Origin of the sequence: Buttiauxella ferragutiae (assembly GCF_022637515.1) — a bacterium.
In the GTDB taxonomy this organism is placed as follows: domain Bacteria; phylum Pseudomonadota; class Gammaproteobacteria; order Enterobacterales; family Enterobacteriaceae; genus Buttiauxella; species Buttiauxella ferragutiae.
Map to the genome: position 1 here is coordinate 2,556,969 of NZ_CP093332.1, position 26,480 is coordinate 2,583,448.

Genomic DNA, 26,480 nt, shown 5'->3' on the forward strand with positions numbered 1-26,480 from the left:
ATGCTGGAATTGTTGTTTCTGCTCTTGCCTATTGCCGCCGCTTACGGTTGGTATATGGGGCGCAGAAGCGCGCATCAAGATAAGCAACAAGAAGCTAACCGCCTGTCGCGTGACTATGTGGCGGGGGTTAACTTCTTGCTGTCGAACCAGCAAGATAAAGCTGTCGATTTATTTCTCGATATGCTTAAAGAGGATACCAGCACTGTTGAAGCTCACCTCACGCTGGGTAACTTGTTCCGTTCTCGTGGTGAAGTTGACCGCGCCATTCGAATCCACCAATCATTAATGGAAAGTGCCTCGTTAACTTACGATCAGCGCTTGCTGGCTGTACAACAGTTGGGCCGTGACTATATGGCCGCTGGTCTGTATGACCGTGCCGAAGATATGTTCGCGCAACTGATTGATGAAACTGATTTCCGCATTGGTGCACTACAGCAGTTGCTGCTTATCCACCAGGCTACCAGTGACTGGCAAAAAGCCATTGATGTAGCAGAGCGCCTGGTTAAGCTTGGTAAAGATAAGCAACGCACCGAAATTGCCCATTTCTATTGTGAACAAGCGTTGCAGTTGATTGCCAGTGATGACCTGGAACGTGCCATGTCATTGCTAAAAAAAGGGGCCGCAGCCGATAAAAACTGCGCGCGCATTTCAATCATGATGGGCCGTATCTTCATGGCTCGTAATGAATACGCTAAAGCCGTGGAATCGCTACAACGTGTTATCGATCAAGACAGCGAGTTAGTCAGCGAAACTCTCGAAATGTTGCAAACTTGCTATCAACAGTTAGACAAACGACCAGAGTGGGAAGCGTTCTTAAAACGTTGTGTTGAAGAAAATACCGGGGCAGGTGCTGAACTGATGCTTGCTGAGATCCTTGAGCAAAAAGAAGGTTCTGAAGTCGCGCAGGTTTATATCAACCGCCAACTCCAGCGTCATCCGACCATGCGTCTGTTCCATCGGTTGATGGATTATCACTTGCAGGAAGCGGAAGAAGGGCGTGCTAAAGAGAGCCTGATGGTGCTACGTGATATGGTTGGCGAACAAGTGCGTACCAAACCACGCTATCGCTGCCAAAAATGCGGTTTTACCGCTTTCACGCTGTACTGGCATTGTCCGTCTTGCCGAGCCTGGTCGACGATTAAACCTATTCGGGGGTTAGATGGGCAATAACGGTTAGTTATTGCCCAGTTATAAAAAAACACCATACTTTAGTTACAACATACTAATAGTTAATCCTGGTATCCTCACATCAACACCGTGTCGTTTGTGCCTAGCAAGGTGCAATGGCAACTGTAATTTTGTGTCTCCCGCGGGTAGAATGCTTGCCGTTTATCTCTTGCGCCGCATTGCTGCCCAACATCAGAAGGTTTAGCCATGAATTCAACTGCATCCTCCTCCTCCCGTGTTGCCACTGATTCTCCTATTGTCGTCGCACTTGATTACGATAATCGCGATAAAGCTTTAGCTTTCATTGACCGTATCGACCCGCGCGATTGCCGCCTGAAAGTGGGCAAGGAGATGTTTACTCTGTTTGGGCCACAACTGGTGCGAGACATCCAGCAACGTGGCTTTGATGTGTTCCTCGATTTGAAATTCCACGATATCCCAAATACCACAGCTCGTGCAGTTGCTGCCGCAGCCGAGCTTGGCGTATGGATGGTAAACGTTCATGCCAGTGGTGGGGCGCGCATGATGAGTGCTGCTCGTGAAGCTTTGTTGCCATTTGGTAACGATGCTCCGTTGCTGATTGCAGTAACCGTGTTGACCAGCATGGAAGCCAACGATTTGGCCGATCTCGGGATTACGGCCACGCCTGCTGAATACGCAGAACGTCTGGCTCGATTGACACAGAATTGTGGTTTGGATGGTGTGGTTTGTTCCGCACAAGAAGCTGTGCGTTTTAAAAGTGAACTGGGTCAAGACTTCAAACTGGTCACCCCAGGAATTCGTCCGGCTGGTAGTGATGCAAGCGACCAACGCCGCATTATGACACCACAGCAAGCGCAGATTGCAGGTGTAGATTTCATGGTTATTGGACGCCCGATCACCCAATCGACAGATCCTGCTCAAACTCTGCGTGATATCCGGGCCTCTTTACAGCAGGGGGCGTGATGAAAGACGATAACAGCCGTTTAGTGTATTCCACAGAATCTGGACGTATTGATGAGCCTAAAGCCGCGACCATCCGCCCAAAAGGGGATGGTGTGGTGCGCATCCAACGTCAGACCAGCGGGCGAAAAGGCAAAGGTGTTTGCCTGGTAACCGGTATTGATATGGATGATGCGCAATTAGCGACTTTAGCGGCAGAACTTAAAAAGAAATGTGGTTGCGGTGGTTCGCTAAAGAATGGAGTGATTGAAATTCAGGGTGACAAACGCGACCTGATTAAGTCACTGCTTGAAGCTAAAGGTATGAAGGTAAAATTAGCAGGCGGTTGATTCACCTATCGAAATCTAAAATAATTAGGCCACGGTAAAATTACCGTGGCCTTTTATTATGACTGCCGGGAGTCAGACCTGAATATTATAGCTTTTATAATTATTAAAGCGTTTACGCTTTTGCTGGCAGCAAAAATTATTTACTCACCTGATGGCCAATAATACCACCAACCGCCGCACCACCTAAGGTACCCAATGCACTACCATCGGTTAAGACCGCGCCACCTACAGCACCTGCACCGGCACCAATCGCAGTGTTACGGTCACGTGTAGACCAGTTAGAACAGGCGCTCAAAGACATCGCAACGGTCAAGGCCAAAGCAACGGCAGCAATTTTTTTGTTATTTAAGGTCATAATACTCTCTCCTGAATTATTGATTCACGGAAATAAGTCACTTTAAGTATAGAGGCAATTAACCTACTTAAAGAAAGTTACCGTGAAACTGCATGTCGATATAGACCTAAAAGATAACGCCAGTGATTATCACGTTCTGTTATATCGCTGTTAAATATTCTAATTTATACGGTGAATTACAACAGGTAAATAATCTTAAAGGGTGTGCAGGATAATTCTGATATGAGGACTGCCTGCGGGGGATGCAGGCAGTTAAACGTCGTGATTACGTAATGGGAAATTGTTTAACAATATTAACTTGAACACCAGTGTCTTGCAGTTGCTGACCGGTGATTTCGCTAATACCGTCATCAGTGATCACGCGATTGATACATGAAATCGGTCCCAGCGTGTAGGGGTGCATCGCACCAAACTTGGTGCTGTCTGTCAGAACAATGATTTCACTGCCTTTTTCCAACACGGTATTCACCACGTCGGCACGCATCATATCGCGGCTGGTGAATCCAGTTTCAGGCAAGAAACCGTCAATGCCGATGAACGCTTTGCTGAAGTGTACCTGCTGGATAAATTGACGTGTCAGAGGCCCAACCATACTTTCGCTTTTTTTCTGGTAGATGCCGCCAAGCAAAACAACTTCACAGTCAGTATCTTTCAGAAGATGAGCAATGTAACTGCTGACAGTAATCAGAGTGATTTTTTTCTGCTCGGCCAGTGCCCGTGCCAGCAGCGCATTACAACTGCCATTCTCGATAAAAATCGTTTCGCCATCGTTAACTAAAGTCGCTGCAAAATCAGCGAGATGCCGTTTAAGCGAATAATTGTTCATCATTCGCGTTTCAACGTCTTCGCTATCCAGCGGAACGGCATAGCCATGGATACGCTTCAGATAGTTTTTTTTCTCCAGAAGATTGAGATCCTGGCGAATGGTCACTTCTGAGACTCCGGTTTTTTTAGCGAGATCGGTCACACTCATGCGACCTTGATCAATCACCATCTGTAAAATAATTTGTTGTCTGGAATTCATGTCAGCCAAATTTTGGGCGGTGCATAAAGCACCGCCTGGATTATTAAAGTGTGTGTTCTGTGCGGGCTATAATATCATCCTGAGCGTCCGGAGATAAGGCGGTAAAGAAAGCAGAATAACCTGCTACACGAACCACCAGATCGCGATACTTATCAGGATGTTGTTTGGCATCTAACAGGGTTTCACGGGAAACAATGTTGTATTGTACATGCCAGCCTTTATGCTCTTCGAAGAAAGTCCGCAGCATAATCATCAACTTTTCACGGTCACGTGGGTTATCCAGTGTCGCCGGATTCAGTTTCTGATTCAGTAGCACACCGCCCAGAATTTCACTGGTTGGCAATTTGCCCACTGAACTGATTACGGCTGTTGGCCCAAGGCGGTCGGTTCCTGAAGCGGGGCTTGCTCCTTCAGCCAGCGGTGTTGTCGCTTTGCGTCCATCTGGTGTTGCCATGGTTGCAGCACCAAACGGCACGTTTGCAGAAATTGAAGAGGTCCCTGCGTAATATGTCCCGCCGATAGGCCCGCGGCCAAAACGAGTATTGTGATACTGCTTTAGCTCATCAATGTACGTCTGATAAGCGCGCGCCAGCAGTAAATCGACATCGTCTTCATCGTTACCATATTTTGGCGCATTGTTAATCAGGCGTTGGCGCAGTTGCTCACCCGTCAAACCGTCAAAATCATTTGCCAGCGCTTCGGCTAATTGTTGCTGGCCAATGACACCTTGTTCGAACACCAGTTTTTTCACCGCAGCAAGGCTGTTGCCAAGGTTGGCGATACCGACTTGCAGACCTGAAACCCAGTCATACTTAGCGCCGCCTTGCTTAATGCTCTTACCGCGTTCGATACAGTCATCAACCAGTGCAGAGCAAAGAATATCGTGGGCATTTTCTTCCAGAACGGTATCAACAACACATTCGATTTCGATGGATTTCTGAGTGTAATAGCGAATCTGTGTATCCCAGGCGTTCATCACCTGATCAAACTGGGTGAAGTTGCCTGCTGAGAGCGCATGTTGTTGTGGCAGGAAGATTTTACCGCTGGTTGCATCGCGCCCATGTTCCAGCGCCGCCAACATCACCCGCGCGAAGTTAATGAAACTCATGCCTGTGCAACGATAACCCCACTTGCCACCAACCGCCGTTTCGATACAGCCGATAGCGGCATAATCATAAGCATCTTCGCGGCTGACGCCCAGTTTGATAAATTCTTCAATGACGATTTCATCGTTGTTAAACGCTGGCATCCCGAAACCACAGCGAATCACCTGCACGCAAGCGTCGAGGAAGTCATTACTCATCCCTGCGTGGTAGCGCACACTCAAGTTTGGCTGTGTTGAACGTAACTGGCCGCATGATTCAAGAATGGCGTAAGAGAGTGGGTTTACCGCGTCTACGGCCTCACCATTTACTAGCGTTTGGCCACCAATGGTCACGTTTTGGTATAGCGGGCTACCAGCAGATGCTTTCGAGTGGGAACCTGAACGAATCTTGTTAACTTCGAGCAACTTCAGCCAGCAGCTTTGCAGCAACTCGATAGCCTGGTCACGGCCCAAAGTTTGCTCAAGTTCAACATCGCGGCGATACCACGGATACAGAAACTGGTCCAGGCGACCAAACGAAACGGAGTGACCGTTAGATTCAATCTGCAAGACTAACTGCACGAAGTAACTTAATTGCAAAGCCTGCCAGAACGAGGTCGGTTTTTGGTGGGCAATCAGCTCGCAGTTTTCGGCCATGGCCAGTAACTCGTCACGGCGTGCAACACGTTTTTCGCTGGCCGCCAATTCTTTAGTAAGCACCGCAAAACGCTGAATATGATCGCTTAACGCGACAAACGTAATATCGATAGCTTTCAGGAACTGTTCTTTATGCAAATCTTCCCAGTCGGTGAGATGCAGGCGTGAGCGGCGTTCAGCGACTTTGGCACGTAAACCATCAATACCTAGTTCCAGCAACAGCGGGAAGTTGACCGCCAGGTGCGCATCGCCAGAGGTCATATTGCCTTCGGCTTTGATAATCCCGGTTGCCAGCAACTCTTTTTGCTCGTCGGTGAACATTCCGTAGCAGCGATCTTGTACCGTCTGGCCGCGCCACCAGGGGCAAATTTCGTGCATTACCGCTTTATCTGCATCTGAAATCGAGAAGCCAGCGCCAGGGCGGTCGCCCAGTTCATCGATCTCGGTTTCGATCCAACCTACCGTATATTCAGGAAAAAATGGTGCACCGCGCACATGGCTTGCCTGGTTCCCGACAATCAGCTCATCATGCTTAATCCAGATAGTACGTTCAGCAAGGTGATGGGCGAGGGCGAGGGCGCGGCGCACGGGTAATGGCTTGTCCTGATGTTGCTGATAAATCGCCGTATAGTGTTGTGCGCGCTCAGTACAAACCGGCGGCTTAACGATATGAATCAACGCTTCTTTATGATCTTTGATGCGTTGGCTTAAGGTGTTCAGATTCAGTTGGGTCATCGGTTTATCCTCTTATCCAGGCGGTCATCCCTTTTTGGCTTGCGTACTGCTCAGCAAATTGCAGCAGTTCTGGCGCATCAAGCGGTTGGTGCGCGGCCGTATAAGGAAGATTCAGGAGCTTGTATTTGTTAATACCTAAAGTGTGGTAAGGCAAAAAGTGAATCGCTTTGACGCCAATTTCATCGGCGGCAAAATCGCAGATGGCACGAATAGATTGCTCATCAGCATTAAAGTCAGGGATTAATGGCACCCGTATCGTCATTTCGACATTGCGTGCCGCCAGCTTGCGGAAGTTATCCAGCACGCGTTCGGCGCTGCCATCGGTCCATTGTTTGAAACGCTTCGCGTCAACATGTTTGAGATCCGCCAGCAGCAAATCGAGATGTTCGAGCGTCGGTTCGATATATTTCCAGGGTACATGCAAGCAAGATTCAACAGCGGTATGAATCCCCGCTTCTTTGCTTTTTCGCAGCAGTTGCTCAGCAATATCAGGCTGCATAAAAGGTTCGCCACCGGAAAGCGTAATGCCGCCACCGCTGCGTTCGTAGAACGGTTTATCACGTAAGACTTTCTGCATGATGGCATCAACACTCTGTGTCTCACCGCACACGCTTAATGCTTGAGTGGGGCAGCAGTCGGCCAGAGCGCCCATATCGTCATCCAACAATTTCTCACGTGCGATAACCAACGAGTCGTCAACACGGCTGATAGCGTGGGGAGCCGCTTGTGAGCATAACTCACAGCCTGCAAGACATAGGCGCTCATCAAACAGAACGTCTTGACTGCGTGCACGGCTTTCAGGATTCTGGCACCAGCGGCAGCCTAAGGAGCAGCCTTTCAGGAACACCACGGTGCGGATACCTGGACCATCATGTGTTGAGTAACGTTGGATATTAAATAGCATAAGCCCGCCTTTATCTTCTGTTCGTAAATTAGATTACTTTCGAATGAAAGTTTTATTGATTTCGATCAGCAAAGGAACAGACAGTGACGTTATGATGTAAGCAATGAGATATTCGACAAATCTGGAGAGTTTATGGAACTGTATTTAGATACTGCTGACGTTGCCGCAGTGAAACGCTTAGCGCGTGTTTTGCCTTTGCAGGGCGTGACTACCAACCCATCAATTGTAGCTAAAGCGGGCATTTCCCTTTGGGAAGTGTTGCCCGCGTTGCAGGATGCGCTGGGTGGCGAAGGCAAATTATTTGCTCAAGTCATTGCCGCACAAGCTGATGACATGGTGAAAGAAGCCGAGTTGTTGGTGAAGCGCGTTCCGGGTCTGGTGGTAAAAGTTCCAACCACAGTCGAAGGCCTGGCGGCAATGAAGCAATTAAAAGCACTGGGCATCCCAACACTCGGGACAGCGGTTTATGGTGCCGCGCAAGGCTTACTGGCAGCGCTGGCAGGTGCAGAATATGTCGCACCGTATGTGAACCGCCTGGACGCACAGGGTGGCGATGGTATTCAAATGGTGCAGGACTTACAGCAATTGCTGACGCTTCATGCACCACAATCGAAAGTTCTGGCTGCCAGTTTCCGTACGCCGCATCAGGCTATGTCTTGTCTGTTGGCGGGTTGTGAAGCGATTACGTTACCGGTTGATGTCACTGAGCAATTGCTGACAACGCCTGCGGTGAATGCAGCGATTGCAACATTCGAAAAGGACTGGCAAGGGGCGTTTGGTTCACTGAGCTTGTAAAACTGTGCCGGTTTTCGCCGGCAGCAGATCAAATCTCCCAGGGCGACTTTTTTAAGTCGCTTTCTTTTTGTTCATCACCATTTGCGATGAGTAGCAATTCAGCTTTCAAAATCTCCAGGTTATTAATGGCTGACGTATGATCGCCTCCCACTAAAATATCCAGCACGGTATCAATACGCTTTGCGAGTTGCAGAGGGTCCACTGTCGGCATAGTGCATCCTGTTTTTCGGGAAAAAGTTACCGTCATAATGCAAAAAAAGCCCTCAAAAGAGAAGGTGCTAAGGCGCTTTTTTACTCTTATCCATCAATCAATTATCGAATAATACATAAGTAATAATTATTAAATACTCCAATACATTCATACCAATGCAGTAGTGGATTAGTCTGATCCTGCGTGTAACGCGCTTTCATAACATGAGGATAAGATAATGACAGTCATTAACCAGCCAACTTGCAAATTGTTCACGGACACTACTCGATTCACTCAATTGTCTGGCTATTATGAAGTAGAACGACGCACTGTATGGATGATGTTACGAGCCCAACCTCGCCCTTGTTTCAACCATAAATTAATCGAAGAAATCATGAACCTGCGGTATCTGGTGCAGCAGGAGGGTTTTGTCGTTGATTTTTGGGTGACCGGCTCATTGGTGCAAGGCATGTATAACACGGGGGGCGATTTGGGCTTCTTTGTTGAATCAATTCAGCAAGGCCGTCGTGAAGCACTTCGTGCTTATGCTCGCGCTTGTGTGGACTGCGTCCATGCAGCTTCCCGCGGTTTTGATAGTGGAGCGATTAGCCTTGCAATGGTCGAAGGGAGTGCATTAGGAGGCGGGTTTGAAGCCGCACTTGCGCACCATTTTGTCCTGGCACAACGGGATGCGCGCATGGGGTTCCCGGAAATCGCCTTTAACCTGTTCCCTGGAATGGGAGCGTATTCGCTGGTTGCCCGTCGCTCTGGTATGAAACTGGCTGAGGAGCTGATTTATAAAGGGGAGTCACATACCGCTGAGTGGCATCAGCAATTTGGCCTGGTGGATGAATTATTTGAACCGGGCCAGGGTTACCTTGCGACGCGAACCTTTATCGATACCTTGCAGCCTAAGCTAAATGGTGTTCGGGCAATGTTGCGCGCCCGTCAACGTGTCCTCCAGTTACCTCGCTCGGAATTAATGGATATCACTGAAGACTGGGTGGATGCCGCATTCTGCCTCGAAGCTAAGGATATTGCTTATATGGAAAGACTGGTGCAGTTGCAAAACCGCCATACTGCAACGGTATTGCGTAAAGCGAGTTAAGGTTTAAGAGTATTGTAATACGGCTCTGCCGTTGGTTGGCGCTGTTCTTCAGAATGGCGTCTTCTTTTTGCTGCGCGGTTCAGGGGAACAATGAACCTGTTCAAGAAACGTTTTCAGAACAGGCGACTGATTTTCCCTGGACCAGACGACAGCGATGCCCATCGTCAGGTGATGAGATTCTTCCCTCAACTTACGAAAAACCACGCCTTGCCGCTTGATACATTGCAATGATGCAGGAACTAGCGCGATCCCGTTTCCCTCGGCAATTAGCCCCAGCATGATGTGATGATCTGCTGGCTCAGGGATCACATTAAGTTTGAAATTGATGCGCTGGAAAAACGCCTGACAATGATCATAAAAACCAGGATTCATACGCCTTTCGAACCAGAATATCGGTTCGCCACGAAGGTCGTCGAAACTTAAGCTACGTTTCGCTGCAAGTCGATGATGCTGGGGTATAGCCACGACTAACGGGTCATTTATGATTTTTTCGACAGCCAGATCTTGGGTATCGGAGTGCAAACCAACGAACGCGGCATCCATCGTGCCATTTTGCACTTCACGAATCAGATTAACGGAATAGTTTCCCTTTGAGAGGATGTGCCAGTCTGGAAAACGTTGGGTCAATTCATTTGTTACATTAGGGATAATGCTGCGTTCGAACACTGTGGTGTAGCCGATAACAAACCTTCCACCATCCTGACCTTTCGACGCACGGGCAACCGCAATCGCTTTTTCAGCCTGCAACAAAGTCAGTTTTACTTCCGGCAAAAATGCTGCACCCGCCTCGGTAAGTGTCACCCCAGTTTTACTGCGTAGAAATAATTGTACGCCAAGCTGCTCTTCCAGTTGGCGGATCTGTCGGCTTAAAGGCGGTTGCGAAATATGCAGGCGTAACGCAGCACGGCTGAAATTGAGTTCTTCACTCACTGCCAGAAAATAACGAAGTTGTCGCAGATCGATTGCATCATTCATACCGAAAAGGTATCACAAAAAGGGTATTGGATACTGTGCTGCGGAAAATTTAGAGTGCGTTCATCCCATAACTGAAAGGATTAAAAAATGGAAAACGAACGCTACTTACGTGGTCTTGCAAAATTAAAAGAAGTTGATGGAAATGCAGGTGAAAATGTCATTAACAGCTTGAGCGACATTGCACCAGATTTCGCAAAACTGCTGATTGAGTTCCCCTTCGGTGATATTTACTCACGCCCAGGTCTCGATTTGAAATCCAGAGAGATTGCGGTGGTTGCAGCACTGACAGCGCTTGGCAATGCGACACCACAGCTCAAAGTGCATATTCAAGGGGCATTAAATGTTGGCAATTCAGAGCAAGAAATTGTTGAAGTGATGATGCAAATGGCGGTGTATGCCGGTTTCCCATGCGCACTTAACGGGCTGTTTGCCGCAAAAGAGGTTTTTGCTCAAAGGGCTAACCAACACTAACTATGCTGCACTATTAAGTGCCATATCAGGTGGATGATATGGCACTTATCTGTTTGATAAATCAGTTAACGTGCAGTTCTGGCTTGATAACGTTTTAACCAACGTTCGAATACGGCTGCGGGCATGGGTTTCGCAAACAGATAACCTTGCCGTTCGTTGACACCATTCTTAGTCAGAAAGGCATCTTCTTTTTGGTTTTCCACCCCTTCAGCAATCACCTGCAAATTCAAAGCCTGCGCCACTGCAACGATGGCACGCACTAGCGACTGGGAAACTGATTGCTTATGAATATCGCGCACGAAACTTTGGTCGAGTTTAATGGCATCAATCGGGAAACGAGCGAGTTGAGAAAGCGAGGAATAACCCGTTCCAAAGTCATCCAAATGCACCTGGGCACCAAGACGACTGAACTGCTGAATCACCGAAAGGGCTAACTCTTCGTTTTCAATCAAGCAGCTTTCTGTGAGTTCGACATCGATAGGGCAGTACTCAAAGTTGAGATCTTTGAGTGCTTGCTTCAAATCGCTAAAGATTGTTTGGTCTGCTAACTGACGTGCAGACACGTTCACCGCGACGCGTAAGTTGATACCTTTATCGCGCCATTTCGCCACCTGTTGAACCACGCTCAACATTACCCAGCGGCCAAGCGGAACAATCAAACCGGACTCTTCTGCATAGGAAATGAAGTCCAGTGGTGGAATCAAACCACGCTCTGGCGATTGCCAGCGAACCAACGCCTCCAGGCTTCTGACTTCGCCGCGCCAGGTCATTTTCGGCTGGTAGTGAATAACCAGCTGATCGTTTTCCAGCGCTTTACGTAAGTTGGTATCGAGCCACAAGTATTCAAAGACCCGCTGATTCATTTCCGGTGAGAAGACACAGAACTTGCCGCGCCCACTCTCTTTTGCGGTATACATCGCGGTATCTGCGTTGCGAATAACGCTTTCCCGGTCTTCACCATGCTGGGGAGCCAGTGAAATACCTAACGAACAACCGGTGTAAACTTCAATTAACCCGATACGGAAAGGTTGCTTCAGGCGGGTTAAAATTCGCGACGACATCGCTTCCAGAGTGGCTTGCGAAGTGTCAGTAGCCAGAACAATAAACTCATCCCCCCCAAGGCGCGCCAGAATTTGCCCATCATCAAGACAACTCAAAATCGCTAACGACACCGCCTGCAAAAGCTGATCGCCAAACATATGGCCATAAGCATCGTTCACTTTTTTAAAGTTATCGAGGTCCAGATAAACGATGCCAGCCTGAGTTTCACCGCGATTATCGATAGCGGCAGTGATGAGGTCATTAATTGCATTGCGATTGGGGAGGCCGGTAATCGTATCGGTATTTGCCAGCACTCGCAGGCGTTCTTGTGCGCGGCGTTCTTCGGTAATGTCGGTACCAGAACAAATCAGATAGATTTCGTTCTTGCCACTGCCACTGTGGACGAATTTATTGCGAAACAAAAATAGCCGCTGTCCTTTGCGGGTTTTTATCCAGCGTTCGACTTCGTAAGAGTTTCCGTTGAGAAAGAAACCGCTAATATTGCGTTTGGATGCGGCGGCTTCACTACGGCTCATGAATAATTTAAAGACGTTTTGGCCAATGACATCTTGTTCTTTAAGACCGGTATATTCTTCACTCAGGCGATTGAAGCGCTGAATATTCCCTAATCGGTCGAGAATGACGATCACCGAGTTTGCCTCAGAAACCACCTGTTCTGCAAAAGAGAGGCCTTGCACTAAATCACGCGCAACAGAAGGGGTATCATTCCATGCTGAGGCCGTACCGGCCCACTCCTTTTTTGATACTTTTCGTCCTACCAGATGGACAGAAACTTCGCTGCCAAACAAAGAAATTGACATGGTTACGCTTGAGGTAATCACCGTCATTTGGCGGATTTGCTCTGCCTGTTCGGGATCCAAAGCGATGACCTGACTCACATCTGAATCTTCGCTGGCTGCTAATTGCAGCGCATTGCTGTCGGTTGGCAAACGCCAATATGGGCTGGTTGTCCCTAAATAACGGTAGAGCAGATTCTGCTCCAAATCGTCTTTCATGCTCTCTCCTGAACCGGGCCGACATATCGTGTCAGTCTGATATTTATATTAGCAATATAAAACCGATCTCAAAGCGACAACTGTCTGTAAAAGACATTGTTTTTGCAGAAGATGTGAGAAATCTGAATCTTCGGCGCTAGATTGGCAGTTTTTCGGGAGACAACGCAAGTAAAAAAAGTGTTACAACTCTAATCATTTCCCCATTGTTACTATTTCCCGAAATCCAGTTGTCGGTGGAAAAGTTCCAATAAAAAAGCTGAACACAAGGTTCAGCTTTTTAGGAAGATTTTTAAACTTGCGTTTAAATTGCTGGACGGGCAATCACGCTACGCGTTTCCATACGCACTTCGGCGATAGTTACATCGATAACGTCAGTCACTTTAAAGGCGACTTCACCTTTAATTTGCACTGTACCAAGCTCCTGGCTGCACACCATTTCATCACGAACAGAGTGAATGAATGGCGCAGGGATGAAGGCTACCGCGCCGTTTTCAATCAGGCGTACACGCATCCCGCCACGGCTGACATCAATGATTTCAGCTGCAAAGCGTGTGTCGGTTCCCGCTTTATCTTGCAGGAAGCGCGCATATAACCAGTCGCCGACATCGCGTTCTGCCATACGGTTCAGGCGACGGCGCTCCGCCATCTGTACCGTGATCTCATCTTGCGGACGCGTTGCGGTTTCACCCTTGATGATCGCCTTTAACAGACGATGGTTGATCATATCGCCGTATTTACGAATCGGTGAAGTCCAGGTGGCGTAAGCTTCGAGGCCAAGACCGTAATGCGGACCAGGTTCAGTGCTGATTTCAGCAAATGACTGGTAACGACGAATACGGCTATCAAGGAAACTGGTTGGTTGTGCATCAAGCTCACGGCGCAGTTTACAGAAGCCGTTCAACGTCAGCACTTCCTGGGCGTCAACTTCCAGACCGTGGCCTTGCAACATGTTTGCGAGCTGATCAATGTTAGCTGGGTCAAAACCGGTATGGACGTTATAAACGCCAAAACCGAGCTTTTCACGCAATACAATGGCTGCACAGACGTTGGCGGCAATCATGGCTTCTTCAACGATGCGGTTCGCAATACGACGCGACTCAGCGACGATATCCAATACTTCGCCTTTTTCACCTAATACAAAGCGGTAATCAGGGCGATCTTTGAACACCAGTGCATGCGTACGACGCCATTCAGCGCGGCTCAGACAAACGCGTTCCAGCAAACGGATTTGTTTGGCAATGGCGTCACCTGGCGGCTGCCAGTCGCCTTTTTCTTCCAGCCAGTCGGATACATCTTCATAGGCCAGTTTGGCTTTAGATTCGATGGTGGCGACGAAGAAATTAATGCCTTCATCGATACTGCCGTCTTGCGCGATAACCATGCGGCAAGCGACAACCGGGCGCGTGACGTTGGCACGTAATGAACACAGGTCATCAGATAATTCACGTGGCAGCATCGGGATGTTAAAGCCCGGCAGGTAGTTGGTGAATGCGCGAACTTTGGCGATGCCGTCAAGCTTGCTGCCTTCAGCAATCCAGGCGGTAGGGTCAGCAATGGCAACCGTCAGTTGCAATTTGCCGTCGGCCAGTTCTTCAACGTACAGCGCATCATCCATATCTTCCGTGCTGGCGCTATCAATGGTGACGAAATCAAGGGCGGTTAAATCTTCACGCACCAGGCCTTCATCTAACATTTCAGTCGACACACCGTTAGGTGCTTCGCGTTCCAGATTGTGGCGCGACAGTGTCACCCACCACGGGGCAAGATGATCGTCGCCGAAGGTAATGAACTGCGTTAATTCAGCGTAAAAAGCGCGATCGCCTTTCAGCGGGTGGCGCTTCATTTCAGCTACGGCCCAGTCGCCATTCTGGAAATCATGCGTCACGTTACGATCCGCACGACACTGAATCGCGTCACGTAGTAACGGATGATCCGGCACGATAGACAGGCGGTCGTCTTTACGTTGTATACGGCCAACAAACCGGCTGAGGAACGGTTCGATAAGCTCTTCTGGCTCAGCGGTTTCGCGGTCCTTGTCGGTATGAATCACCGCGCTCACGCGGTCACCGTGCATCACTTTTTTCATCTGCGGAGGCGGAATAAAGTAACTTTTCTGGGAATCCACTTCGAGGAAGCCAAAGCCTTTTTCCGTGCCTTTAACCACGCCTTCAACGCGTGGAGTTTGGGAATGCAGTTGCTGTTTAAGCTGCGCGAGCAGCGGGTTATCCTGGAACATGTATTTTAGTTTTCGTGGCCAAAAGAGCGGCTGACAGTTTTACGCGAAACCACTCATTGCGGCAAGCGATGATTGCCGTAAAAACGTGGGATATACAATGTCTAGCTGGCATTTCCCAACCCAATTTTCAGTCGATTCAACCAGCCATACAGCCCTGAAATCACCAGTAATCGCAACGCATCATCGTTGCTAAAACCTTGTTCAAATAAGGGTTGAAGCTGGGCGGCACTGAAGCTGCCTGGTGCTCGAGTTAATACGCGAACAGCCTGTATGATCGCGCGCTCCCGAGGATGATTGTGGCTCCAGGCCTGTAGCGCCCGTTCTCCATTGCGTATCGCTTCGGGTAAACCATTTTCTGCATGCCAATGAGCAGTCGCATGACTAAAGCAACTGACGCTTCCATTAATGCGTGCCGTCAGCAGGTTCACCAGCACGAGATCGTCACCGATTTCTCCATCGGGCGGGAGTAACAGGCTGATAAGCTGACTCAGCACAGAAAGCGGTTCAGCATCGTGCGCCAGCAGCCAGCCAATCGGGTTTAAAACGCTTTGTGACTGGCTCAGGTTCAAAACATCGAGCTGTTGCGTGTTCGCGTAACGTTGCTCGACAGGGGGTAAATCAGGTTGCCAGGATTTATCGCCATCAAGGAACAAATTCGCGCTGGCATCTTGTTGGGTATCAAGCCCAGGAAGCCAACGCACAGGTAGACCCTGAAGCGCCTGAAAGACGGCAATCACACGAGCCTGAAAACCGATAAACCCAATCAATTGGTTAAATGTCACTATGTCATTTACTGATAGAGCGACTTCATCGAGTTGCTGGCGAGAATTATCATCAATCAAGGTGGGCTGGCTGGCCAACTGGCGGGCGTACTGAGTAATTTGTGTCAAGCGGCGATTGCTCTCGCGGGAGGAGTCTGGCCCGGGTTGTGGTGCAAGGCGTGCGGCGTAATGATTGCACAGCCGTTGTACGCCATACACTTGCGCGACAGTCAGCGCGGTGCTCAACCTGTCATAACAACTGAGCGTGTGTAAACGGGTGACAGGGCTGTTTTCAGGCAGTAAACATGTCGCGCCCTTGAGGGCGACAGAAAGCCAGGCTGCTTCGGATGCATGTTGCTCGGTACTCAATTCTAGATCGAGTAAAAAACGGTTTTCGAGGTAAGCGGCCTCGGGAACTAACGGTAATACGGCGGCGTCGCTGCGGCTGGACTGTGTTTCATGATACCAGTGGCCTTTGCCAGAGATTCGGCGTTGTTCCATGGTCGTTCCTTGGTCAAAGAGTTTACAAGCCCGGGTGAAACACCTGAAGGCCTGATTTGCTGCTTTATCCTGGCTTAACCACGTGAGGCGACAAAAGAATGATCGGTGATAATAAATATCGGAAAGGTATATGGAAGTAAAGTGGGGGCGAGGCGAGGGAGTTTATGGGGCAGGCGGCAGCCCACCCCATATGAACCGAATTAGTCTTTCAGTTCCAGTTCGTTCATGGCAGCGATGCTGAAACCGCCGTCAACGTGCAGAACTTCACCGGAAACACCGGCAGACAAGTCTGAACACAGAAACGCTGCGGAGTTACCCACATCTTCAATGGTCACAGTACGACGAATCGGAGTAACCGCTTCGCAATGTGACAGCATTTTACGGAAATCTTTAATACCAGATGCTGCCAGAGTACGGATTGGACCTGCAGAAATGGCGTTAACACGTACACCTTCTGGACCCATCGCGTTTGCCATGTAGCGCACGTTTGCTTCCAGAGATGCTTTAGCCAGACCCATAACGTTGTAGTTAGGGATTGCACGCTCAGCACCCAGGTAAGACAGAGTCAGCAGAGCAGAACCTGGATTGAGCATTTCGCGACATACTTTTGCCATTGCGACAAAGCTGTAAGAGCTGATGTCATGAGCGATTTTGAAGCCTTCACGGGTAACTGCATTCACGTAGTCGCCATCTAACTGGTCGCCTGGTGCGAAACCGATAGAGTGAACGAAACCGTCAAACTTCGGCCAGGTTTTAGCCAGCTCGACAAACATTGCATCGATGCTTGCATCTTCAGCCACGTCACACGGCAGGACCAGGCTTGAACCCAGATCGGCTGCAAAGCCTTCAACACGGCCTTTCAGTTTTTCATTCTGGTAAGTGAAAGCCAGTTCAGCACCTTCGCGGTGCATCGCCTGTGCGATACCGTAGGCAATGGAGAGTTTACTGGCGACGCCAGTGATCAGAATGCGCTTACCGGTAAGAAAACCCATAGCTTTGAATCCTTATAGTTTCTGCTAATTTTATGACTTTAAAATCATCAAATTACGATTAGTTAGTCACAATTTTTCAACACGAAAGTGAAATTATATCCCACTCCACTGCAGTTGTGTCACCTTATTTTTACCGCCCAGGCTGACTGGCTATCACGTCACCAGAGGTCGGAACAGCCAGACCATGATTCACGTACTACGCTTTAGAGGATATTTTTTGTTCACTGGTCACTAACTGAGAGCGTAATGATGAAGATAAATGTCGAAACGCAGGTAGATGCACCTGTTGAGAAGGTTTGGCAGGCTTATATCGACCCGGAAGCCATCAAACAGTGGAATACGGCATCACCGGACTGGCATACGCCGACTGCAGCGGTAGATTTTCGGGAAGGCGGGCCATTCTCATTTCGGATGGAAGCCAAAGACGGCAGCATGGGATTTGATTTTGCAGGTGTCTACACCCGCATCGTGCCGCATAAATTAATAGAATATAAGTTTGGCGATCGTGAAGCGAAGGTGGAGTTTACTCCAGCAGATAAGGGTGTCGACGTTCGTCTGGAATTCGATCCTGATGGGCAATATCCCGTCGAGCATCAAAAGAGCGGTTGGCAGGCTATTCTGGATAATTTTGCACGTTATGTGGAAGCAAAAACATAACGTTTAAAAGGCTGACATCTTCACTTATCCGCCTTGCACAATGCGGTTGTAGGGTGGATAGGAGTACATCAATTGAGCCGTGTTCAATCATTTTGCAAAAATAAGTTAACCCGCTAATTATAATGCAGTGATGCAAATGGATTTATATATTGTAAATACACGATGGTTAAAATACTTCACATTCGCAGATTTAATAAATTTGTCCTGGCTGTCTAAATAGACAGTATTCCCCCATTCGTTTTATGAGACCTGCATCTAATAAAATCCTATTTTCGTTACGCTGCTCACAAAACTATTATAACTAGTGAAATTTATTTTTGAATAAATCTCAATGGTTTTGTTGTGGCTTATTTATCCTGCTGAGGGATATAGTGTAAAAATAATTTGATATTGCTAATTTTAATAACAGGCACTCGTTCTGTGGCTTGTGTGATGTATTTTCCATGCCTGTTGTTATTCTGGAGTTGCTCTAACTTTGCATTGATTATTTTAATTCAGGAAGAAATATAATGAAGATAAAACTCTTACCCCTTGCTGTGTCCGTAGGACTTTCAGTACTCCCCTCAGTTGTATTTGCAAGTGAGGCTGCGGAGCCTGCATCTAAAAGCGTAGCTTTCACAGATCCACTTTCAGGTATTGATTTCTTTGGCTATTTTCGCTCAGGGATTGCCGGTGGAGAAAGTGGTTCGATGAACGAAGCTGTCGGTGGTAGTTTCCAGAAAAATAAACTAGGTCGTCTTGGTAACGAATTTGATACCTATGCCGAAATTGGCTTTGGTAAAGAGTTATATAATACAGGTAGCCAATCTGTTTACATACAGACCATGATTAATATGTATGATGGCGACTCTAACAGTAATAATGGGGATAACCCATTTGGCTGGGAGAATCTGAATATGCAGTTCCGTAACTTCATGGGGTTTGATGAAACAACATGGGTCGGTATTCGCCAGTACAATAAATACAGCATCGATGCTAACGATTATTTCTTCTGGAATAAGACAAATGTTGGCGGCGGTATTGAAAAAATGTCGGTAGGGCAAGGGAAATTGTCAATAGCCGCGCTGCATCGTGATATTGAAGAAGATAATTCAATGGGAGCTGATGGTGATCTCGACAGTGTAGATATTGATGATTTAGTCGATTCCAACCAACTGGAATTGATGTATGACAGTCAGCCATTGTGGCGTGGCGCTAGCCTGGCTGTGGGCTATAAGTACCTCAATGCTGATGCCAGTGATGAGCAAATTCAGCATAACAACCATGATTATTCTGACGGTCAGACCGCTATGGTTATGTTGCAGCAGCAGGTCTTTGAGAAGGGTATCAACAATACCGTGGTGCAATATTATGCGGATGGTTCAGCTCTGCAAGGGGTCACCTTCGGCGCCGCTGATACATTGAATGGCACAGTGAAAAGTGGTAACGGATGGGCAATGCGTAACTATGGCGTAATTCCACTGGCTGAAGACTGGGATCTGAGTCATGCCATCAATTATGCAGCTGCCAACGATATTGAGCGGTGGGATGGCAAAAAAGGGGATGGTACAACAGTTTCCGCCAGTGCCAAAGTTACCTATCACTGGTCGGACTATACCCGCACCTATGTTGAGCTAGGTTACTTCGATGATGAGAAAACGGTGGATGGCACAAACTATGAACGTAGTGGTTCGAAGTACACCGTCGCTCAGGCGTTATCCTTCGGTCGAGACAAGCCTGAACTACGTCTGTTCGCCAGTTATTTTGATAGCAGCACCGATAACTGGGATGATACTGGAAACGCCTTTGAAAACGGCCATTCCAGCGACACATGGGCGGTTGGTCTGCAGGCTAATGTATTCTGGTAAAAAGAATATTTGAACCGCGGGCAACGTAGAAAATTCTGCAGTTGCCCGCAATATCGCGTCATACGCTCATAAATACACTTCAATTAATAGCCTGGTTTGGGATAACTTTACCGATCTTTGCGCCACGCATCGGCCGTCAGCGCTTCGCCAAAGTGGCTGGCAATCAGGCGCTTAGTCAAATCGTGGAGCGGGGAGGCGAGAACATCGGCTGTACTACCGCGTTCCACAACTTCACCCTGGTGTAACACCATCACCTGGTCGCTGATATGTTTCATCATGCCAATGTGCTGAGTCACGTAGATGTAGGCAATTCCCTGTTTTTCCTGCAATTCCAGCATCAGGTTAATGAGCTGCGAACGCATTGACATATCAAGTGACGCCAGCGCTTCATCGGCAATAATGACTTTCGGACGCAAAATTAATGCGCGGGCCAAACCCAAACGCTGCTTTTGCCCTGGGGCGAGCATGTGGGGGTAATAACTGGCGTGGTCGGGTAGCAACCCGACCATTCTGAGAGTCTCGATAATCTGCTTATGGCGCGCTTCCGGCTCAAGGTTAGTATTCAGGCGCAGTGGGAAATCAAGAATCTGCGAAATGCGTTGGCGAGGATTCAGCGAAGTACTGGGATCCTGGAAAATCATACGAATATGCTGGCTACGGTAGGTATAGTCGCCGTAATGCAGCAAATGGTCGTCAATCAACACTTCACCTGTCGTTGGCTCAATCATTCCTGCGAGCATTTTTGCCAGCGTGGATTTACCTGAGCCATTTTCGCCAATGATTGCCAGCGTTTGCTTTTCACGCAAAGTGAAACTCAATGGTTTTACCGCGTCAACGTGCTGACGACGGAACAGGCCAGTTCGGTAACGAAACGTTTTACTTAAATTGCGGACTTCGAGCAGCGTTTCGACCATTACTGACTCTCCATATTCAGCGGGAAGTGGCAGGCATAAAGATGTGTTTTTGCCCCGGTCAGGCGTGGCGTTTCGATACACTCACGTTGTGCATAAGGGCAACGTGGCCCGAGTCGGCAGCCCATCGGCAAGTGTTCCAGTAACGGGATAGCGCCGGGCATGGTATTCAGGCGGCTTTTATGCGGCATTGAGCTGCCAAAGTCAGGGATCGCCCGGATAAGCGCCTGAGTATAAGGGTGATGCGGCGTGGCAATCAGCTCTTCACTGGTTGCGCTTTCCACGGTTTGCCCACAGTACATCACGTTAATTTTATCCGCCCACTGGCTCAACATCTGCAAGTCGTGGCTTATCAGCAAAATCGTCGTGTTGTTGTACTGATTCAAACGTGTCAGTAATTTGAAAATCTGCAATTGCGTGGTGGGTTCCATGGCATTTGTCGGCTCATCGGCAATCAACAAACGCGGCTGGTTTGCCAGCGCAATGGCAATCATGACTTTCTGGCATTCACCGTCCGTCAGTTCGTAGGGATAACTGCGCATCGCATCTTTGTGATCTTTAATCCCGACGCGATGCAACAGTTCGATGGCGCGACGTTTACGCCAGCCAAAACGTTTCCACCAGCGACCCTTAAAGGTCCAGCCCGGGATATTTTGCATCAGCTGGCGACCCACGCGCTCTGAGGGATCAAGGCAAGATTGGGGTTCCTGGAAGATCATCGAAACGTTATGGCCAACCAGACGTCGGCGCTCTCGTCCGCTCAGCCGTAACAAATCAATATCATCAAAACGCATACGGTCTGCCGTGACGCGCCAGTTGTCCTTTGTGACACCGCAAATGGCTTTTGCAATCAGGCTCTTGCCCGAGCCTGATTCACCCACCAGGCCGCGAATTTCCCCTTCGTTGAGGGTCATACTGACACGGTCGACGGCTTTGACCCAACCTTCGGAGGTCATAAACTCGATGGTCAGATTTCGGATATCAAGTAATGGCATTTATTGCACCCCCGCATTTATTGCGCGGCGTAGTCCGTCGCCCAGCAGGTTGACCAGAAGTACACTTACCATGATAGCCCCTCCGGGCAACATGACGGTCCACGGAGCCACATAAATCAGCTCCAGTGCATCACCCAGCATTGCGCCCCATTCCGGCGACGGAAGCTGTGCACCCAAATCGAGAAAACCTAGCGCAGCAATATCCAGAATGGCCATCGACAACGCACGGGTGATTTCTGTAATCAGAATGGCGGCGGTATTAGGCATCACCGCGAACCACAGAATATTAAGCGTTGATGCGCCATCCAGACGAGCGGCAACCACGTAATCTTTTTCCAGCTCGTCATGTACGGCGCTATAGACTGAACGTACCATGCGCGGCAGCAGCGCCAGCCAGACTGCAAACATGGCGTGAATCAGATGTGGGCCGACAAACGCCACCACAATGATTGCCAGCAATAGGGTAGGAATCGACAGCAATGTATCGAGAATGTGGTTCATCACCGCAGAGCGCAGCCCATGAGTCGAACCAGCAAAAACACCCAAAACAATGCCGAATACAGCGGCAGCCAACGTCACAACAAACGCGCCACCGACCGTCGGCGCGGCACCGCTTAATAAACGGCTTAATACATCGCGCCCAAGGTCATCAGTTCCCAGGAAGAACGACACGTCGCCATAGCGTGACCAGGACGGCGGTAACAACTGATAACCCAGGAATTGCTGGTCGATGCCATAAGGTGCAAAAACGCTACCGAATACACACAACAGCACCAGCGCCCCACAGCCATACAGGCCAATCATCGCTGTGGTGTCGCCGTAAAATTTTCGCCAGGTCAGTCGCAGTGTGCTCGGCGGGCGTTTCTCGCGATAGACGCTATCGTAAGGCATACCATTCCTTATGTGTCAGTGGGTTAGCCATAGCACCCAAAATATCGGAGATAACATTCACGATGATAACCAATGAACCGATGACCATCACGCCAGCAGAGATGGCCGTATAGTCTTGTTGACGAATGGCATTTATCAGCCAACGCCCAAGCCCCGGCCAGCTGAACACCACTTCGGTGATCATCGCCAGCGTTAACATGGTTGAAAATTGTAAGCCGAGACGGGGGATAACCGGTGGCAGCGCATTATGTAATACGTGTCGATGCAGGATTGTCAGGCGCGATAATCCGCGAGTGGCGGCCGCTTTAATGTAATTTTGGTCGAATACGTCAATGGTGCTGATGCGCATTAAACGCACCACCTCGGTGGTGGGGGCGACTGCAAGCGTCACGACCGGCAAAATCATATGGCGGATGGCACTCATAATCATCTCGTCACGATATGGCGAGTCCGACAACCAGGCGTCAACTAATGCAAAACCGGTGACAGACTTCACTTCATAGAGTAAATCGAAACGCCCTGAGACTGGCAGCCAGCCTAACGTCAGTGAGAAAAACATCGTCAGTAATAGTGCAAACCAGAATACGGGAATCGAAAAGCCAACCAGAGCCAGCGCACTGATCAGCCTGTCCTGCCATTTGTTGTGCATGATACCAGCCAGCATCCCCACCGGAATACCGATGAGCAAAGCCAGGCCGAAAGCGAGCAAACAGAGCTCCATCGTAGCCGGGAAGACCAGGCTCAACTGTTCGTTAATCGACTGACCATTAATGCTCGATACGCCAAAGTCCCAGTCCAGAATACTTTCAAACCAGAACACCCACGCGTTCCACAGCGACGCGCCTTGTAATGGTGCGTGCGGGGTAAAGTAGTTGAGGCTAAAGCCAATAAGTGTCAGAAAAAACAGCGTCACCAGCAACAGCAGCAGGCGGCGCAGGGTATAGATGATCATGGTTTTTTCACCTCAACATTTTCACGGGATACGCCCGCAAACGATGCGTTACCAAACGGACTTAGCACCAGGCCTTTAATGTCGTAGCGATAGGCTTGCAGGCGCAGCGATGATGCCAGCGGTAATACCGGCAATTGTTGGGCGAGAATATCCTGCGCTTCACGATAAGCCTCAATACGTGATGCCAGTTCTTGAGAAGACAACGCTTTTTGCAGGACTTCATCAAATTTAGGATCACACCAGCGAGCATAGTTGGTCTGTGAACGAATCGCCGCGCAACTTAGCATTGGGCGGAAGAAGCTATCCGGGTCGTTACTGTCAGTCGCCCAACCTGCCAGCGTGAGATCGTGGTTCATGTCCATCAAACGCGCTTCCTGAAAGCGGCCTTCGACTGGCACGATAATGACTTTCACGCCAATTTGAGCCATATCTGCCTGAATAAGCTCTGCGGTTTTCAACGGACTCGGGTTCCATGCCTGTGAACTGGTTGGCACCCACAAGCGCAATTCCAGATTGTTAAGCCCCAGAGCTTTTAACTGCTGACGAGCTTTGGCGGGATTGTATTCGGTGATTTTGGAATCGCTGTCATAAGCCCATGATGCACGGGGCAAAATAGACGCAGCAGTTTCAGCAGTGCCGTAATAAATAGATTGCATCAGACGCTGGTTATTAATCGCCAGCGCCAGCGCATGGCGCACTTCAGGATTATTCAATGGCGCTTTATTGGTATTGAAAGCCAGATAGGCAATGTTCATGCCTGGACGTAAAGTCAGACGCAAACGCGGGTCATCACGCAATATGGTCAACTGACTGGCGGCAGGATAGGCGAGAACATCACATTCCCCGGTGATCAGTTTAGATAAACGTCCTGTGCCCCCAGAACCCAAGTCCAACACTACCTGCGGCATTAATGGTACACCGCGCCAGAACTTAGGGTGACGAGCCAGGCGAATATATTGTCCGGAACGAAATTCGCTCACCTGGAATGGCCCGGTGCCAACAGGTTCGCGATCCATCATCTCTTTTCGATCGGCTTTGGTCAGTTGCGCTGCGTATTCCGCAGACATGACGGATGCGTAGTGAGTCGCCATGTGCCACAGGAACGACGCATCAGGTTTCTCAAGGCGGAACTCAACGGTATTGTTATCCAGTTTACGGATGCTTTTTACCGCGTCTGGGAACTGGAGGCTGTCAAAATAAGGGTAGTTACCCCCATTGACGTTGTGCCATGGGTGGTCGCGATTAAAAACACGCTGGAAACTGAATACCACATCATCGGCATTGAGTGCGCGAGTAGGTTTAAACCACGGAGTGGTCTGGAACTGCACGTTTGGGCGTAAATGGAAGCGGTAAGTGGCACCGTTATCCAGCACTTCCCAGCTTTCTGCTAACTCGGACACCAGGCGGTAAGTATATGGATCGACATCCAATAATCGGTCATATAACTGTGCGGCAAGGGTGTCGACAGTCAAACCACCGCTCGCCATCTGCGGATTAAAGGTATTGACCTGACCGCTGACACAATAAACAAATCCGCTGTTACGGATATCTGCTGGTTTTTGGACAGGTGTTTCAGCTGGCGGTGCAGCAAAAGCTACGCCACTCAGGCAGCTCACTGCCAGTAACAGGGAAGATACAATTGCGCGCATAAGTTTTTGAGTTTTCACGGGTGATAGCCAAAGTGTATCGTACTCTTGAGGGCTTCCCAAAATATGTCAGGCTATTTTGCTTTTTTTATAATCAATGCCGGTAAAAAAGGCCGGGCGATGTTGTTTTTTACAGCGTTTTGATGGCAAAGCTGCTCCTTATTAAGGTTGAACAACGTCGTGCTTTTTAAGCAGTGCACGTAATTGATGGTAAGTCAGCCCCAGTAAATCGGCGGCCTTGCGCTGGTTATATTTCGCCTGTTGTAAGCTTTTTTCCAGTAACTCCTTTTCCTGCTGATTTTGCCAACCACGCAAATCCATCGGTAATGTGGGTAGTGTTTCATCGTGATACTGCACAGCAACCGACTGCCGCGCAAACGGATCGAGGATCACTTCATCAACGGGCTCATCGCTGGTACCGTGGCGATACATCGAACGCTCTACCACATTTTTTAATTCCCGAATATTGCCAGGCCAGCCGTAATTAAGCAGCGTTAGCTGTGCTTGCTCAGTAAACCCCGGGAATAGGGGAAGCTGTAACTCTCGGCACATTTGAATGGCAAAATGCTCGGCCATTAACATGATATCGGGCTGGCGCTCGCGCAGCGGGGGCAGTTTGACCACATCAAAGGCAAGGCGATCAAGTAAATCGGCGCGGAATTTACCCTCTTCGGCAAGTTTAGGCAGATCAGCATTAGTGGCACAAACCAGCCGTACATTGACTTGCAACGGTTGGCTACCGCCGACACGCTCCAGTTCGCCATACTCGACTACGCGCAGCAATTTTTCCTGCACCATCATCGGCGCGGTCGCCAGTTCATCCAGAAACAACGTGCCGCCATCGGCTCGTTCAAAACGTCCCGGATGGCGTTTTTGCGCGCCGGTAAAAGCGCCAGCTTCATGTCCAAAAAGCTCAGAGTCGAGCAAGTTATCATTCAGCGCGGCGCAGTTAAGTGAAATAAACGGCCCTTGCCAACGACGCGACAGGAAGTGTAGACGGTTAGCAATTAGCTCTTTGCCGGTGCCGCGTTCGCCAATCACTAACACCGGTTTTTCCAGCGGAGCCAGACGGGAGACTTGCTCCAGCACTTCAAGGAAACTGTTTGCCTCGCCGATCAGGTTATCTTTGCTATCTGCCATGATTAAATTAACCAATAGTTAGTGAATTTAACCACTATATACGTTGTGGGTAGCGAGTCAAATTTAATCATTTCTATTAAAATCAATAAAATAAAAAGTTGGCACATCACTTGCAATATTCATTTCGTGCAGGGTGCCAGGCACCTGAAATAATGACT

The 26,480-nt window shown here is 49.0% G+C and carries 24 protein-coding genes; 8 read left to right on the top strand and 16 right to left on the bottom strand.

Features of this window, described 5'->3' with window-relative positions; all coding sequences use genetic code 11:
* The 3 genes from lapB (at position 1) to yciH (ending at position 2,438) form a co-directional block, all read left to right on the top strand.
* Positions 1–1,170, top strand: coding sequence for a lipopolysaccharide assembly protein LapB (lapB, locus tag MNO13_RS11795; RefSeq protein ID WP_121813560.1), 1,170 nt, complete (start codon positions 1–3; stop codon positions 1,168–1,170).
* Positions 1,171–1,374: 204 nt separating this feature from the next.
* On the top strand, positions 1,375–2,112 hold the full coding sequence (pyrF, locus tag MNO13_RS11800) for an orotidine-5'-phosphate decarboxylase (RefSeq protein WP_241940023.1): 738 nt from the start codon (positions 1,375–1,377) through the stop codon (positions 2,110–2,112).
* Positions 2,112–2,438 (top strand): stress response translation initiation inhibitor YciH, encoded by a 327-nt coding sequence (gene yciH, locus MNO13_RS11805; RefSeq protein WP_241940024.1) that lies wholly within the window; start codon positions 2,112–2,114, stop codon positions 2,436–2,438. Before pyrF ends, yciH begins: the two co-directional genes overlap by 1 nt.
* A 136-nt stretch (positions 2,439–2,574) precedes the next feature.
* On the opposite strand, the gene osmB is transcribed toward yciH, so the two are convergent.
* The 4 genes from osmB to MNO13_RS11825 all read right to left on the bottom strand — a co-directional run bounded on the left by osmB (position 2,575) and on the right by MNO13_RS11825 (position 7,197).
* On the bottom strand, positions 2,575–2,793 hold the full coding sequence (gene osmB, locus MNO13_RS11810; RefSeq protein ID WP_064546376.1) for an osmotically-inducible lipoprotein OsmB: 219 nt from the start codon (positions 2,791–2,793) through the stop codon (positions 2,575–2,577).
* Positions 2,794–3,058: 265 nt separating this feature from the next.
* Positions 3,059–3,817, bottom strand: coding sequence for a DNA-binding transcriptional regulator YciT (gene yciT / locus MNO13_RS11815; RefSeq protein WP_064546378.1), 759 nt, complete (start codon positions 3,815–3,817; stop codon positions 3,059–3,061).
* Positions 3,818–3,860: 43 nt separating this feature from the next.
* Positions 3,861–6,293 (bottom strand): formate C-acetyltransferase/glycerol dehydratase family glycyl radical enzyme, encoded by a 2,433-nt coding sequence (locus MNO13_RS11820; protein WP_241940025.1) that lies wholly within the window; start codon positions 6,291–6,293, stop codon positions 3,861–3,863.
* A 4-nt stretch (positions 6,294–6,297) separates the two neighbouring features.
* Positions 6,298–7,197: a glycyl-radical enzyme activating protein gene (locus MNO13_RS11825; RefSeq protein ID WP_241940026.1), complete on the bottom strand. Its 900-nt coding sequence runs from the start codon at positions 7,195–7,197 to the stop codon at positions 6,298–6,300.
* Between the two features lie 132 nt (positions 7,198–7,329).
* Between MNO13_RS11825 and fsa the strand changes: the two genes are divergently transcribed.
* Positions 7,330–7,992: a fructose-6-phosphate aldolase gene (fsa, locus tag MNO13_RS11830; RefSeq protein WP_064546384.1), complete on the top strand. Its 663-nt coding sequence runs from the start codon at positions 7,330–7,332 to the stop codon at positions 7,990–7,992.
* A gap of 28 nt (positions 7,993–8,020) precedes the next feature.
* Here the strand turns inward: fsa and yciZ are convergent, their stop codons facing one another.
* Positions 8,021–8,203 carry a protein YciZ/DeoL gene (gene yciZ, locus MNO13_RS11835; RefSeq protein ID WP_064546389.1) on the bottom strand — a complete coding sequence of 61 codons (183 nt, stop codon included), beginning with the start codon at positions 8,201–8,203 and terminating at the stop codon, positions 8,021–8,023.
* Between the two features lie 217 nt (positions 8,204–8,420).
* Here yciZ and MNO13_RS11840 point away from each other — a divergent pair, with 217 nt between their 5' ends.
* Positions 8,421–9,290 (top strand): crotonase/enoyl-CoA hydratase family protein, encoded by an 870-nt coding sequence (locus MNO13_RS11840; RefSeq protein WP_064546391.1) that lies wholly within the window; start codon positions 8,421–8,423, stop codon positions 9,288–9,290.
* Between the two features lie 48 nt (positions 9,291–9,338).
* On the opposite strand, the gene MNO13_RS11845 is transcribed toward MNO13_RS11840, so the two are convergent.
* Complete coding sequence (locus MNO13_RS11845) at positions 9,339–10,265, bottom strand: LysR family transcriptional regulator (RefSeq protein ID WP_241940027.1); 927 nt, start codon at positions 10,263–10,265, stop codon at positions 9,339–9,341.
* A gap of 87 nt (positions 10,266–10,352) precedes the next feature.
* On the opposite strand from MNO13_RS11845, the gene MNO13_RS11850 reads away from it, so the two are divergent.
* Positions 10,353–10,736 (top strand): carboxymuconolactone decarboxylase family protein, encoded by a 384-nt coding sequence (locus MNO13_RS11850; RefSeq protein ID WP_241940028.1) that lies wholly within the window; start codon positions 10,353–10,355, stop codon positions 10,734–10,736.
* 65 nt (positions 10,737–10,801) lie between these two features.
* Here MNO13_RS11850 and pdeR read toward each other — a convergent pair whose 3' ends face one another.
* From pdeR to fabI, 4 genes are all read right to left on the bottom strand, one after another.
* Positions 10,802–12,793: a cyclic di-GMP phosphodiesterase gene (gene pdeR, locus MNO13_RS11855; RefSeq protein WP_064546397.1), complete on the bottom strand. Its 1,992-nt coding sequence runs from the start codon at positions 12,791–12,793 to the stop codon at positions 10,802–10,804.
* 301 nt (positions 12,794–13,094) lie between these two features.
* Complete coding sequence (locus MNO13_RS11860; protein ID WP_232885815.1) at positions 13,095–15,029, bottom strand: exoribonuclease II; 1,935 nt, start codon at positions 15,027–15,029, stop codon at positions 13,095–13,097.
* A gap of 101 nt (positions 15,030–15,130) precedes the next feature.
* The gene (locus MNO13_RS11865; protein ID WP_133521536.1) at positions 15,131–16,291 is read right to left on the bottom strand and encodes a CMD domain-containing protein; all 1,161 of its coding nucleotides are present in this window, start codon (positions 16,289–16,291) and stop codon (positions 15,131–15,133) included.
* A 200-nt stretch (positions 16,292–16,491) separates the two neighbouring features.
* Entirely contained in the window at positions 16,492–17,283 is a 792-nt protein-coding gene (fabI, locus tag MNO13_RS11870) for an enoyl-ACP reductase FabI (RefSeq protein WP_241940029.1), read from the bottom strand.
* 246 nt (positions 17,284–17,529) lie between these two features.
* Between fabI and MNO13_RS11875 the strand changes: the two genes are divergently transcribed.
* Positions 17,530–17,940: an SRPBCC family protein gene (locus MNO13_RS11875; protein WP_208856726.1), complete on the top strand. Its 411-nt coding sequence runs from the start codon at positions 17,530–17,532 to the stop codon at positions 17,938–17,940.
* 509 nt (positions 17,941–18,449) lie between these two features.
* Positions 18,450–19,787, top strand: a complete 1,338-nt coding sequence (locus MNO13_RS11880; protein WP_241940030.1) for a carbohydrate porin — start codon at positions 18,450–18,452, stop codon at positions 19,785–19,787.
* 107 nt (positions 19,788–19,894) lie between these two features.
* On the opposite strand, the gene sapF is transcribed toward MNO13_RS11880, so the two are convergent.
* From sapF to pspF, 6 genes are all read right to left on the bottom strand, one after another.
* Positions 19,895–20,701 (bottom strand): putrescine export ABC transporter ATP-binding protein SapF, encoded by an 807-nt coding sequence (gene sapF, locus MNO13_RS11885; protein ID WP_064546407.1) that lies wholly within the window; start codon positions 20,699–20,701, stop codon positions 19,895–19,897.
* A complete protein-coding gene (sapD, locus tag MNO13_RS11890; RefSeq protein ID WP_064546409.1) occupies positions 20,701–21,693 on the bottom strand; it encodes a putrescine export ABC transporter ATP-binding protein SapD in 993 nt (330 codons plus the stop codon). The genes sapF and sapD overlap by 1 nt, the downstream gene beginning before the upstream one ends.
* Complete coding sequence (sapC, locus tag MNO13_RS11895) at positions 21,694–22,584, bottom strand: putrescine export ABC transporter permease SapC (protein WP_232885817.1); 891 nt, start codon at positions 22,582–22,584, stop codon at positions 21,694–21,696.
* A complete protein-coding gene (gene sapB, locus MNO13_RS11900) occupies positions 22,571–23,536 on the bottom strand; it encodes a putrescine export ABC transporter permease SapB (protein WP_064546413.1) in 966 nt (321 codons plus the stop codon). Before sapB ends, sapC begins: the two co-directional genes overlap by 14 nt.
* The gene (sapA, locus tag MNO13_RS11905; RefSeq protein WP_064546414.1) at positions 23,533–25,185 is read right to left on the bottom strand and encodes an ABC transporter substrate-binding protein SapA; all 1,653 of its coding nucleotides are present in this window, start codon (positions 25,183–25,185) and stop codon (positions 23,533–23,535) included. Before sapA ends, sapB begins: the two co-directional genes overlap by 4 nt.
* A gap of 159 nt (positions 25,186–25,344) precedes the next feature.
* Positions 25,345–26,322 carry a phage shock protein operon transcriptional activator gene (gene pspF / locus MNO13_RS11910; RefSeq protein ID WP_232885818.1) on the bottom strand — a complete coding sequence of 326 codons (978 nt, stop codon included), beginning with the start codon at positions 26,320–26,322 and terminating at the stop codon, positions 25,345–25,347.
* Positions 26,323–26,480 lie beyond the last annotated feature (158 nt).